At 56.7% G+C, this 12,066-nt stretch carries 14 protein-coding genes; 10 read left to right on the top strand and 4 right to left on the bottom strand.

Annotation, left to right across the window (positions count from 1 at the left end; translation table 11 throughout):
• The first annotated feature begins 83 nt into the window (after nucleotides 1-83).
• Genes ruvC through ruvB form a run of 3 tightly spaced genes read left to right on the top strand, consistent with a single transcriptional unit; the run spans nucleotide 84 to nucleotide 2,202 of the window.
• Nucleotides 84-584 (top strand): crossover junction endodeoxyribonuclease RuvC, encoded by a 501-nt coding sequence (ruvC, locus tag MCP_RS11640; protein WP_012901046.1) that lies wholly within the window; start codon nucleotides 84-86, stop codon nucleotides 582-584.
• Complete coding sequence (gene ruvA / locus MCP_RS11645) at nucleotides 581-1,171, top strand: Holliday junction branch migration protein RuvA (RefSeq protein WP_012901047.1); 591 nt, start codon at nucleotides 581-583, stop codon at nucleotides 1,169-1,171. Before ruvC ends, ruvA begins: the two co-directional genes overlap by 4 nt.
• Entirely contained in the window at nucleotides 1,168-2,202 is a 1,035-nt protein-coding gene (gene ruvB, locus MCP_RS11650; protein ID WP_012901048.1) for a Holliday junction branch migration DNA helicase RuvB, read from the top strand. Before ruvA ends, ruvB begins: the two co-directional genes overlap by 4 nt.
• Nucleotides 2,203-2,235: 33 nt before the next feature.
• Here ruvB and MCP_RS11655 read toward each other — a convergent pair whose 3' ends face one another.
• The gene (locus MCP_RS11655; protein WP_012901049.1) at nucleotides 2,236-2,742 is read right to left on the bottom strand and encodes a hypothetical protein; all 507 of its coding nucleotides are present in this window, start codon (nucleotides 2,740-2,742) and stop codon (nucleotides 2,236-2,238) included.
• 201 nt (nucleotides 2,743-2,943) lie between these two features.
• On the opposite strand from MCP_RS11655, the gene MCP_RS11660 reads away from it, so the two are divergent.
• A complete protein-coding gene (locus MCP_RS11660) occupies nucleotides 2,944-4,092 on the top strand; it encodes a CBS domain-containing protein (RefSeq protein ID WP_012901050.1) in 1,149 nt (382 codons plus the stop codon).
• A gap of 17 nt (nucleotides 4,093-4,109) precedes the next feature.
• Nucleotides 4,110-4,526 (top strand): restriction endonuclease, encoded by a 417-nt coding sequence (locus tag MCP_RS11665; RefSeq protein ID WP_012901051.1) that lies wholly within the window; start codon nucleotides 4,110-4,112, stop codon nucleotides 4,524-4,526.
• A gap of 451 nt (nucleotides 4,527-4,977) precedes the next feature.
• Here MCP_RS11665 and MCP_RS11670 read toward each other — a convergent pair whose 3' ends face one another.
• On the bottom strand, nucleotides 4,978-5,418 hold the full coding sequence (locus tag MCP_RS11670) for a DUF4878 domain-containing protein (RefSeq protein WP_012901052.1): 441 nt from the start codon (nucleotides 5,416-5,418) through the stop codon (nucleotides 4,978-4,980).
• Nucleotides 5,419-5,547: 129 nt separating this feature from the next.
• Nucleotides 5,548-7,185: a thermosome subunit alpha gene (gene thsA, locus MCP_RS11675; RefSeq protein WP_012901053.1), complete on the bottom strand. Its 1,638-nt coding sequence runs from the start codon at nucleotides 7,183-7,185 to the stop codon at nucleotides 5,548-5,550.
• Between the two features lie 166 nt (nucleotides 7,186-7,351).
• Here thsA and MCP_RS11680 point away from each other — a divergent pair, with 166 nt between their 5' ends.
• The 3 genes from MCP_RS11680 to MCP_RS11690 are packed head-to-tail and all read left to right on the top strand — an operon-like array spanning nucleotide 7,352 to nucleotide 10,025.
• On the top strand, nucleotides 7,352-8,569 hold the full coding sequence (locus tag MCP_RS11680) for an aconitase X (protein ID WP_012901054.1): 1,218 nt from the start codon (nucleotides 7,352-7,354) through the stop codon (nucleotides 8,567-8,569).
• On the top strand, nucleotides 8,560-8,967 hold the full coding sequence (locus tag MCP_RS11685) for a DUF126 domain-containing protein (RefSeq protein ID WP_128567195.1): 408 nt from the start codon (nucleotides 8,560-8,562) through the stop codon (nucleotides 8,965-8,967). Before MCP_RS11680 ends, MCP_RS11685 begins: the two co-directional genes overlap by 10 nt.
• Nucleotides 8,961-10,025: a site-2 protease family protein gene (locus tag MCP_RS11690; RefSeq protein WP_012901056.1), complete on the top strand. Its 1,065-nt coding sequence runs from the start codon at nucleotides 8,961-8,963 to the stop codon at nucleotides 10,023-10,025. Before MCP_RS11685 ends, MCP_RS11690 begins: the two co-directional genes overlap by 7 nt.
• A gap of 45 nt (nucleotides 10,026-10,070) precedes the next feature.
• Here the strand turns inward: MCP_RS11690 and MCP_RS11695 are convergent, their stop codons facing one another.
• Entirely contained in the window at nucleotides 10,071-10,616 is a 546-nt protein-coding gene (locus MCP_RS11695; protein ID WP_012901057.1) for a nicotinamide-nucleotide adenylyltransferase, read from the bottom strand.
• Between the two features lie 86 nt (nucleotides 10,617-10,702).
• On the opposite strand from MCP_RS11695, the gene MCP_RS11700 reads away from it, so the two are divergent.
• Together MCP_RS11700 and MCP_RS11705 are read left to right on the top strand one after the other, a co-directional pair.
• Entirely contained in the window at nucleotides 10,703-11,317 is a 615-nt protein-coding gene (locus tag MCP_RS11700) for a CDP-alcohol phosphatidyltransferase family protein (protein ID WP_012901058.1), read from the top strand.
• Nucleotides 11,314-11,952, top strand: a complete 639-nt coding sequence (locus MCP_RS11705; protein WP_012901059.1) for a PHP domain-containing protein — start codon at nucleotides 11,314-11,316, stop codon at nucleotides 11,950-11,952. Before MCP_RS11700 ends, MCP_RS11705 begins: the two co-directional genes overlap by 4 nt.
• Nucleotides 11,953-12,066 lie beyond the last annotated feature (114 nt).

Genomic DNA, 12,066 nt, shown 5'->3' on the forward strand with positions numbered 1-12,066 from the left:
TTTATATGCGGGCTCACGCACCTAATGACTAATTTATATGGCTGTATGATGATAAAGCTTGCTTATCGTATGGAGAGTAAGTGATGAGGATACTGGGCATCGACCCGGGCATAGCGCTCACCGGGTTCGGCATCGTGGAAAAGGAAGGGGTCAGGATCAAGGCGGGCAGATACGGCCATATTTCTACCGAGAGCGGCACCCCGGTCCCCGACCGGCTAAAGATATTATACGATGATATGGTCAATATCGTACAGGAATACAGGCCCGAGGTAATGGTCGTCGAGGAGCTGTTCTTCAACAAGAACGCCAAGACCGCCATCATCGCCGCCCAGGCGAGGGGCGTCATCATCCTTTCGGCCGTGAATAATGGCGTGAAAGTCGAGGAATATACGCCCCTGCAGGTGAAGCAGGCGGTGATCGGCTACGGGAGGGCAAGCAAGCAGCAGGTGCAGTTCATGGTCAAGGAACTTCTTCGGCTCAAGGAGATCCCGAAGCCCGATGACACTGCCGACGCCCTTGCCATAGCTATTTGTCACGCTAACTCAATGGATATCATGAAAAATCTGGACAGGAAATCACAATGATCGCGCATCTTGAAGGAAGGCTGGAATACAAAGGGCATGAGAGGATAGTAATAGATGTGGGCGGCGTGGGCTACGACGTGCGGGTGCCCACGCATTTGTACGACCTCATCCCGGCGGAAGGAGAGAGGTGCAAGGTGTTCATCCACACCTATTTCAGGGAGGAGGACGGGACTTCCCTGTACGGGTTCACGACCTGGCAGGACCGGGAGTTCTTCAAGCTGCTGATGACCGTGTCGGGCATCGGCCCCAAGGTGGCGCTGGGCATCATGTCGAGCATCACCGCCTCGGACCTGGCGGAGGCGATCGTCGTCGAGGACGCGAAAGCGCTGACGAGGGTCAACGGCGTAGGGAAGAAGATGGCGCAGCGCCTTATTCTGGAGCTTAAGGATAAGGTGGCCGAGATGAGTATCGAGAACCGCGCTAAGAAGCCCGGGGCGGACATGACATCGGAGGACGCAACGTCCGCGCTGGTGGCGCTGGGCTATAGCCGGCAGGCAGCGTCGGCCGCGGTCGCGAGGGCCAGGGATGCGTCGCCGGGCCTGTCGAAAGTCGAAGAGCTGATAAAAACATCGCTAAGGTATCTATGATAAACGTATCTGAAAACGAAAAAGAAGAAAGGGCAGACAGGATAGTGACGGCGGAGGAGACCGAGGAAGAGCGTGCGGGCTCCTTCGAGGGACTGCGCCCGAAGTCGCTGGACGAGTTCATCGGGCAGCGGAAGATCAAGGAAAACCTTAAAGTGTTCATCGAGGCCGCCCGGAAGAGGAACGAGCCTCTGGACCACGTATTGTTATACGGCCCTCCAGGCCTGGGCAAGACGACGCTGGCGCACATCATCGCCCGCGAGATGGGAGCGAACATCCGTATCACGTCGGGCCCCGCGATCGAGCGCCCCGGGGACCTGGCCGCCATCCTGACCAACATCAAGGAAGGCGACGTCATCTTTATCGATGAAATTCACCGCCTGAGCCACGTGGTCGAGGAGGTCATGTACCCGGCCATGGAGGACTACGAGATCGACATCATCATAGGCAAGGGCCCCAGCGCCCGCTCCATAAGGCTGGAGCTGCCAAAATTTACCCTGGTGGGGGCTACGACCCGGGCGGGCCTGCTGACTTCCCCGCTAAGGGACCGTTTCGGCATGTCCATGCGGTTCGACTTTTATGAGCCACGGGACCTGAAGACCATCATCGACCGCTCCGCGAGTATCCTGGGCGTGGAATTGAGTGAGGACGGCTCGATGGAGATCGCGAAGCGCTCCCGCGGGACACCGCGTATCGCGAACCGTCTCCTGCGCAGAGTAAGGGACTTTGCTTCTGTCGGTAACAAGAAGGTCATCGACAGGGAGATCGTCAACGACTCGCTGAACCGCCTTGACGTGGACTACTTAGGGCTGGACGGCATGGACCGGCGCATCCTGAAGAAGATCGTGAAGGACTTCGACGGGGGGCCGGTAGGCGCTGAGACGCTCGCCGTCACGGTGAGCGAAGAGGTGGAGACCATCGAGGACGTCTACGAGCCCTACCTGATCCAGATCGGGTTCATCAACCGAACTCCCCGGGGCCGCATGTCGACGAAGGCGGCCGTGGAGCACCTGCAAAGGATGAAAGAAATATGAGAATGCCAGTGGCTCGCTGGCATACTCCTCTTTTTAGCTGTTCACGTACAGGTTATTGTCGATGAAGAACACGTCCTTGCTGGTCCCATCGACGAACAGTAAGTGAACACGGTTATTGTTGAACGTGATCTTGCTGACCTTGGGCAATTCAGGGTCCATGTTCACGGTATACTCGACATCATTGAACGACCGGTTGCTGAAGATGAACTCCCGGAGGTCCGTGTTCTCGGAGGTCAGCTTCGTGATCTGGGTATTCAGGGCCGACTCATTCTGGGCAAAAGCAGACTTTAGCTGGTCATTCTGACGGTAAAGGTTGTTGTTCTCCACGGCCAGTGCGGCGATCGCGATGAAGCACACGATGCACACGGCCACCAGGATGACGATGAACTTGGAGACCATGTCGTTGAACTTGCGGATCTTTTCCTCTCTCTGACGGTCCTGGTTATCCTTTAGCTTACGCAGCCACTCGTTCATTTCGAGTTCGCCGGAGGACGCCGGCTTGCCGGCATCGGCGACCGCCGGAAGGTTATCGTTAGCCATAGTTGAGCCACCAGATATGTAGTGTACGCTGATTGCGTATATATTTTCTTTAAAACAGGTATGGCGCTTATCCTAAATTAGTATATATCCACTTCATGTTAAAAAAGCTTTCCGCTATATGCCGATTCCGAAATGATTATCACCCATCGTAACGTATGATAAATAGTACCCGCAAGGTACGAAAATAAAGGGGTAACACACATGTACGTTTCAGAAATTACTACGGACAACTTCGAACGTGTAGACATAAAGGCGAAGCTTCAGGAAGTCCTGCCTTTATTCAAGAACACCAACAACCCCGCTGTGCTCGTATTCGACGGAAAGGAATACGCCGGCATGGTGACCGAGAAGTCCATCGTAAGGTCCATCCACGACTTAAAGACCGGCATCAGCGGGCTCGTGAGAAAGACGCCGAAGATTACCCCGCATACGACTATTTGTGAGGCCGCGCGGCTCATGGTGGAGAACCAGCTAAAGCAGCTGCCGGTATTCGATAAGAAGGTCATAGGTGTCGTCACTAACGAGAACCTCCTGAGGGAGTCCTCGAAGATCGAGTTCGGCCTGAAGCCGGTCTCGGGCATCATGAGCGAGGACGTCGTCTCCGTGGAAGCGAGCGACCACGTGGGAAAGCTCGTTAATATCTTCCGGGAAGAGGGCATCTCCCGTCTACCCGTCCTGTCGAAGGGCCGCCTGGTCGGCATCGTGACCATGCACGACCTGCTCGAGCTCATCATGCCGAAGAAGATCGGCGCGGGCAAGGACAGCGTCGGCGCGGACAACTCCCCGATGCGGAACATCAAGGTAAAGGACATCATGACAGAGAGCGTCGTGACCGTCAGGCCGGATTCCACCATAAAGGAATCCATTGAACTCATGCTGGACCGGGATATTCAGGGCCTGGTCGTTGTCGAGGGCAAGGCCGTAAAGGGCGTATTGACGCGCACGGACGTGCTCCTCGCACTGGCCGCCATGGAAAAGAAGCAGGTCAGCAACCCTAACTTCACGCTGCAGCTCACGAACGGCAGCCTCGTGGACTTCGACCAGGAATACGTGGCGACGTCCATCAAGGGCTTCATCAAAAAATCCGAGAAATTCCTCGGCAGGGGTACCCTGAACGTGTACTTCAAACAGCACAAGGAGACCTTCCGGGGCATTCCGCTGGTGCTTTGCAGAGTGCGCCTCAAGACGGACAGGCACTACTACAACGCCCGCGGCGAGGGCTGGGGCGCGGACGGCGCGTTCCACCTGGCCATGTCGACCCTGGAGCGCCAGGTGCTCAACGACAAGGAGATGCACGAGGACCGCCGCTACCCGGACGTGGCTTTCGCCGAGAAGCTAGATATACTCTGAGCGCGACCCTACGGCCGATGGTACGCAAGACCGACGACCTGGACGAGCTGACCTGGCAGGAGTTCGAGGAGTACATACGAGACCTGCTGGAGCACCACGACTTCGAGGTGCAGTTCCGTAAGGTCTTCAAGACTCCCGAGAGAGGCTACCAGATCGACGCCGTAGCGTTGCGTAAAGACCTGTGCCTGTGCATCGACGGCAAGAAATACGGCCGGAGCAGGCCCAGGTCCTCTTCTTTAAAGGAGCAGGCGAAGCTTCACTATGAGCGTACCTGCGCGTACGAGGAAAAGATCGGCGTCCGGTCCGTCCCGCTCATCGTCTCGTGGCTTGACGATAACCTGATGGTCGAGAACGGGTGTATCTTCGTCTCCATAGACCGGCTCAACGATTTTTTACTGAACGTGGATGCCATACTGGATGAATTAGGGTATTAAAATTATTTTTATTCTAGATACAATTGTATTAATTGTCATATGCTAAACAGCCTGATTTTTTAAGGCACTAAGCTTACAGTGGCACTATTTTCACCACAATGGCACGAAGCGCACCGAGTTTCACAAAGCTTTCTTTTAAATGTGAGTCGCCAAGGCCACAGAGCAGGCTTTTTGTGTAAAGAGGCACAAAGGGGACAATGACACGATGGCAAAAAGTGTTCGCATGTTCATTCCATTGTGCCATTGTATCCTTTGTGCCCTGACGCCAATGAACCGTTCTTTGTGACCTCTGTCCCTTACATTTTAAAAAAAGTCTTAGTGAGCCTTCGTGAACTCCGTGCCATTGTGGTGAGAATAGTGCCTCCGTCAGCTTGGTGCCTTAAGGGCAAAATAAACGAAAATGCTACACAACTGTAAATTTAAAATATGGAGAATAGGATAATAATTGTCTTCAGTAGTTGCCGAAGATCTTCCAGCCGTTCGTCGTGTTGACCAGCACCATGCGAAGCTGGCCCGTCTCATTGTGGCCCATGTAGGCGATAGTGGCGTTCGTGCTCACGATGCGGGCCTCGGTGAAGTTACCCTCGAACTGGCTGCTGTCTACAGGATCGATATCGGTAACGTTGAACGAATAGATCTTGATATACGAGCCGTTCTCGCCCCACTTTGACTTATGCTCGTCTATCCAGATGTTCTTCGACATATTCTGGTTGGCGTGGAAAGAGAGCTCGTAGGCGTGCTCGTAATTGCCTTCGCTGATGTCCGTCCAGAACTGGGTCACGACCTCTCCGGGCGTCATTTCCTCTACGGGCTTCTGGGTGGCGCAGCCGCTAAGAAGCATCACCAGGACGATCGCGATGACGGGAAAGACGACCTTTAGCTTGTTGACCATTTTATAGCTCCTGTATAGACCTCTTATATTATTTCGTTATTGTTAATATAGGTTTTTGTTTAGTTGCGAACGCTTGAATAATAGGCCAAATAAAAATGGGCGGGCCCATTAGGCCCGGTGATTTTGTCTTTACATCCCGTATCCGCCGGGCGCGCCGCCCTGCGCGGGAGGCCTGACCTGGGTGGCCGCGAGCACGTCGTCGATCCTCATGATCATCTGGACGGCCTCGACGGCGCTCTGGATGGCCTGGGTCTTGATGCGAAGGGGCTCTACGACGCCAGCCTTGACCATGTCCACGGACTTGCCCGTGTAGACGTTCAGGCCGAAATTCTTTCCGCCCTTGTCGCCGTGCTTCTTCTTGAGCTCGATCATGGCGTCGATGGAGTTCAGGCCCGCGTTCATGGCCAGCGCCTTCGGTATGATCTCGAGCGCCTCGGCGAACGCATTGATGGAGAGCTGCTCCTTGCCCTTGACGGTGGCCGCATACTGCTTCAGCCTCAGGCTGAGCTCCGTCTCGACGGCCGCGCCTCCGGGGACGACTTTGCCGTCCTTGATGGAGTTCTGCACTGCGTGGAGCGCGTCATCGATGCCGCGCTCGTACTCGTCGAGGATGTGGGTGGTCGGGGCCCTTAAGATTACTGAAACGACCCGCTTGTCCTTGCATTTAGTGAGCGATAGCATCTTATCGTCGCCGACCTGGATCTCTTCGATGTGGCCCACGGTGCCGATGTCCTCGGGGGAGATATCGTCGATGTTCATGACGATCTCGCCGCCGCTCGCCTTGGCCACGCGGTCCACGTCGGACCTCTTGAGCCTGCGGACGCCCATGATGCCGTACTTCGCCATGTAGTGCTGTGCGAGGTCGTTGATGGCCTGGGTAGTGAACACGGCGGTCACGCCGAGCTTCGCGATCTTCTCCACCTGCTCCCTGACCTGGCGGTCCTCCTCGTCGCGGAACGCCTGGAAGCCGACGTTCGACTTCACCTTGTATTCGGCGTCGAACTTCGTGTCCTTCTGGTCGAAGCCGTACTCCATGGCCAGCACCTTCGCGTTGTCCAGCTTTTTGGGCATGCGGAAGTTGACGACGCCCTTGTCGATGAGGACGCCCTCGATGATCCTGGACTCGGTCACGTCGCTGCCGGTCTTCTTCTCGAGCACGAGGTTCTTCTTCTCCACCTCGTAATTGCCCAGGGAGTCCTTCTCCAGCATGTATCCGGACGCTTTCACGACCAGGTCCGATAAGAATTCCTTTGCATTCTCGCAGTCCTTGCCGGTGATGGACGTATCGGCGATCTTGAGGAGCGTCGCCCTGTCCTTTTCCGTAACTTTGATCGCCATGCCGTCGACGAGCTCCAGCGCCTTCCGGGCGGCCATGCCGTATCCCTTGACGATGACGGCCGGGTGGACGTTCCTCTCCAGCAATACGCCGGCCTGCTTCAGTAGCTCGCCCGCGAGCACGACGGCCGTGGTGGTGCCGTCCCCGACCTGGGCGTCCTGGGTCTTGGCGACCTCGACGATCATCTTCGCGGCCGGGTGCTCGATATCCATCTTCCGTAAAATGGTCACGCCGTCATTGGTAACAACGATATCGCCGGTCGAATCGACAAGCATCTTGTCCATGCCTTTCGGTCCGAGCGTCGAGACGACGGCTCCCGCCACCGCCATCGCCGCCATGATGTTGTAGTACTGGGCGTCGCGGCCGTTGGTGGACTGGCTGCCGTCCTTCATAATATAGACTGGTCCTGTCTGTGCAGCTTGTTGTGCCATTTTTGATCCTCCTGTAAACGTGAAATTCTGATGTTATGTGTTTGTAGTTCAATATAAAACTTTTCGTATATTCGGTATGCGGCAAATGTCCATGCTCATAATAAGAACAAAAGATTTATAATCGCCCCCACTTTCTAGGAATAACCATAACATACGTCTGATCGCTATGCACCTGACGAAAGAGGAAGAGGCCGTCTTTAACGGCGGGCGGGGCCCGACCCTGCAGAAGATGATGGAGATACTGGTGGCGCTCGGCGACATCTACGGTGCCGATAAGCTCATACCGGTGAAGAGCGCCCAGATCGCGGGCGTCTCCTACAAGACTATCGGCGATGCAGGCCTCGAGTGGATAAGCGACCTTCAAGGAAAGGCCGTTATACCGGCCATTCTGAACCCCATGGGCATGGACCGCGATGCATGGCAGGGGATGCACATCGATAAGCAGTTCGCCGATAAGCAGGAGCAGATTATCAAGGCGTATGAGAGGCTTGGCATTAGGGCCGAGTGTACGTGTACGCCTTATTACCTGGAGCGCCCGAAGTTCGGGGACCATCTGGCCTGGTCGGAGTCGTCGGCCGTTTGTTACGCTAACTCGGTCCTCGGTGCCCGGACCAATCGCGAGGGAGGGCCTTCAGCGCTGGCCGCTGCCCTGGTCGGCAAGACGGCGAACTATGGCCTGCATATTCGCGAGAACCGCTATCCTACGGTCACAATAAAAGTAAAAGAGCCCTTGAGGGGCGCCGAGTACGGCGCCCTGGGCTACGTCGTCGGCCCGAAAGTGGGCGACGGCATACCTATCTTTTCATTAAAGAGCACGCCCACTGAGGACGAGCTCAAGCACCTGGGGGCCGCGCTGGCATCGTCCGGCGCCGTGGCGCTGTTCCACGTGCTGAACGTGACGCCGGAGCAGTACATCCTGCCGCACGACCGCATCGACGTAGATAAGAAAGACCTCGAAGAAGGCTGGCAGGTGCCGACGCGCTATTTCCTGCCGAAGAACCGCATCGACGTGGACGTAAGCGCCGTGAAGGCGCTGATGGCGAAGCACGAGGAGCCGGACCTGATAGCGCTCGGCTGCCCGCATGCCTCCGTTGAAGAGCTGCAGGAAATACTAAAGGCGCTAAAAGGCCGCAACGTCAAAAAGGAAGTATGGGTGTGCACGGGCCGCTCGCTCGGCGAGAAAAACCGGGCGCTCATCGACGGATTACAGCGCCACGGCATCAAGGTCCTGTACGATACGTGCATGGTCGTTTCGCCCGCCGCCAACCATTTCAAAAAAATGATGGTCAACTCAGGGAAGGCGCTGAAGTACACTCCGTCCATGTGCGGCGTGGACGCCGTCATAGCGACGACCGCGGAATGCATCGAGGAGGCATGCCGGTGATCCTCAAAGGGCGAACAGTATCGAGGGGAAAAGCGGCCGGACCGGCGCTCGTCTCGAAGGACGCCATCTCATTTTTAGGCGGCGTCGACCCGAAGACCGGGAACGTCATCGAGAAGGGCCATGCGCTCTACGGCAGGAACGTGAAGGGCACGGTACTCGTATTCCCGGGCGGCAAGGGCTCGACGGTCGGCTCCTACGTCATTTACCAGTTAAAGAAGAACGGCGTCGCCCCCGCAGCGATCATAAACATACGCTCGGAGCCGATCGTGGCCGTGGGAGCCATCATATCGGACATACCCATGGTCGACGCGCTGGATAAAGATCCTGTAGAAATCATCAGGGATGGAATGACGGTCACGGTCGACGGCACAACGGGAACGGTAGAGCTGCCATGCTAGAGCCCGCCGACCTGGAAGCGATATCGAAAGTTTTCCTATACTATGAAGCCCGGGAGGAGGGCGGCATCGACATCCTGTATGGTGAGCCGCTCGCCGACCCCAACACGATATACGCCACCCTGTACCAGCATTTCTCGAAGAGAAAAAAAGAGGCGGTACTGGAGCGGAGGCTAGGCGAGACTGTCCTCGTCGTAAAAAACTCTAAGGCGGAGAACATATGGGTCAACGTGGCCCTGGCCCTGGCGACGGTGGCGACGACGACGTTCACCGGCGCTATACTATACGGAGTGGACGTTTTCAGCGACCCGCTGTCGATATATAAAGGCCTGCCCTTCGCGATCGCCATCATGGCGGTACTCGGCTCTCACGAGCTGGGCCATTATTTCATCTCCAAGAAGAACGGCATCGACGCCACGCTGCCGTATTTTATCCCCTTCCCGATACCGCCCATCGGCACGATGGGCGCCATCATCCGGCAAAAGGGGCCCGTGCCGAGCCGGAAGGCGCTGTTCGACGTGGGCATTTCCGGCCCCCTCGTAGGGCTCGTAGTGGCCATAATTATAACCATCATCGGCCTGATGCTTCCCGCTCCGACGATCACGGCGGAGCCTGGCGACGCCTCGTATTTCCAGCTCCAGACGCCGATCCTGTTCGACCTGCTGGCCGGGCTGGTCCGCCCCGGAGTAACGCTCGAGAGCATCAACCCCATCGCTTTCGCCGGATGGGTGGGCATGCTGGTGACCATGCTGAACATGATACCCGTCGGCCAGCTCGACGGTGGCCACGTGGCCCGGGCCATCCTGGGCCCCTGGTCCGACCGGCTTTCGAGGATAATCCCGCTGGCCATCGTCGCTTTCGGCTTATATACTACGTTCATCATGGGCGCGCAGGGGCAGATGTGGATATTCTGGGGCCTGCTGACCTGGCTGATGAGCGGCAGCGAGCACCCGAAGCCGCTGGAGGATACCACGAGAATCGGCCTGCCCAGGGCGGTGCTCGGCGTCATCGGGTTCGCTCTCACCGTATTATGCTTCACGCCTTTTCCGATCAGCATGTAGGCCTTCCGGCCCCCAAATAAACGAGATTACAGAAAAGCCAGACGCTCAGGGCCTCTCGGCAATAACGTCCTCGATGTCGCCCTTCACGGCGACGGCCTTGAGCCGCTCGACGCCCTTGATCTCGTGGATGACGTCGACTACTTCTGCGGGCACGAGCTTCTCCCAGTCCTCCCCCGCCAGCATACGCCGCCGGATCTCCGTGCCAGAGTACTCCTGGCGGTTGTACATGGGCGAATACTGGACTTCATAGCCCGCCTCGTGGAATAGCCTCGAGACAAGGGGGTTGTTAGAATAGACATCCGTGAACGGCGGGGTCATGGAGCGGACATGAGCCACCCAGATGGCATTCCGGTAAATGTCGCTGATGGGGATGACGTAATAATAAAGGTCCAGGTCTTCGAGGCTCCTCGAGATCATCATGATCCGCTCGCCGGCCGTGAACGGGTTCTCCGGCGTATGGCTCTGCTGGGCGCTGCCGATGCCGATGACCAGCTCGTCCACCTGCTTCGCTATCTCGGTGATCACTTTTCGGTGGCCCAGGTGGAATGGCTGGAAGCGGCCGATGTAGAAGCCTCGCTTTTTCGAGTCCATATATCTCGAAATTTATGGCCCGTTAGTATTTAAATTGTGTCTCAGGACAAACTTATATGTGGGGAGAGCTATTTGTTAAAAATACCATGGTGAACATAACGAAGTACCGGGACCGGCTCATCCATTATATCGACCCCGTGGCCCGCGTGTTCGCAAAAATGGGGCTCACCCCGAATCAGCTCACCCTTATCTCGTTACTGTTCGGCATCGCATCGGCGGCCCTCTACGGGCTCCAGCATGCCTGGCTGGCGGCTGCCTTTCTCCTCCTGTCGGGCCTCTTCGACTTCATCGACGGCGGCGTGGCCCGCATTAACGATAAAGCCTCCACGTTCGGCGCCGCCATCGACTGGATCATCGACAAGTACGTCGACTGCCTGGTGCTCATTGGCATCGGCCTCGGAGGGCTGGCCGACATGCGTATCGTCGCCATCGCCGTCTTCGGCTCGATGATTAACACGTTCATTAAGCCGGTCACCTACGCCGAGATCGGGTTCGATAAGAAGGAGGACGGCAAGATAAAGGACCCGCTGGAGGGCATTGGCATATTCGGCCGGCCCGAGACCGCCATCACGCTCATCGTGCTCTCGCTCTTCGACCAGCTTTACTGGGCGGTCGTCATCGTCGCCGTCATGACGAATTTCTCGGCGCTCCAGAGGATCGTCTACTTGTACACGCATATGAGACAGCGCGATAGGCTATGAAAGTCGACATGCACCTTCACACCTCTAAGTCGGACGGCAGGGATAGCCTGCATAACATGGTGGAAGCCGCCGAATCGAAAGGGCTCGATCTTATTGCGATTACCGACCATGGCCCCGGCCACGGGAGCGGCATCACCGAGCAGCAGGCCCTGGAGACGAAAAAGGAAGCCGAAAGGCTTCAGCCGAACTATCGTGTAAAGATTCTGGCCGGTATCGAGGCGGAGATACTGCCCACTGGAGAGGTATTACTGGAGAGCCGGGAAGGGCTGGACATCGTCCTGGCGTCGTTCCATGGGGCGCCTTCCGAGGAGGTGTACTACCGGGCCGTCCTGAGGGCCGTTACTGACCCCAAAGTGGACGTGCTGGCCCATCATGCCTGGATATCAGGCCGGTTCGCCCCCATCGCGCAATACGACGACGATCTGGTGGAGCTTATGGCGACGCACGATGTGGCCATCGAGCTCAACTCGAAGCATGCGCTCCCATCATGGGATTTTCTCCAAAAGTGCAAAGACAGGGGCGTGAAGTATACGATCGGCAGCGACGCCCACAAAGTGGCCGATGTCGGCTCCGTCGCATGGGCCAGGAACACCGCCCGCCACATCTTCAAGGATGAAGGGCTGTTCATGCCCTGAATTTTTTCAGAGCGATGTTCATACGAAGCCTTTATATATAATGTATTACTATTGGTAACTAAGTTACTTGTAGTAACAGTTATACCAGTAGTAACAAAGCAGCACAGGACCGTG

This window comes from Methanocella paludicola SANAE, assembly GCF_000011005.1.
Lineage (GTDB): Archaea > Halobacteriota > Methanocellia > Methanocellales > Methanocellaceae > Methanocella > Methanocella paludicola.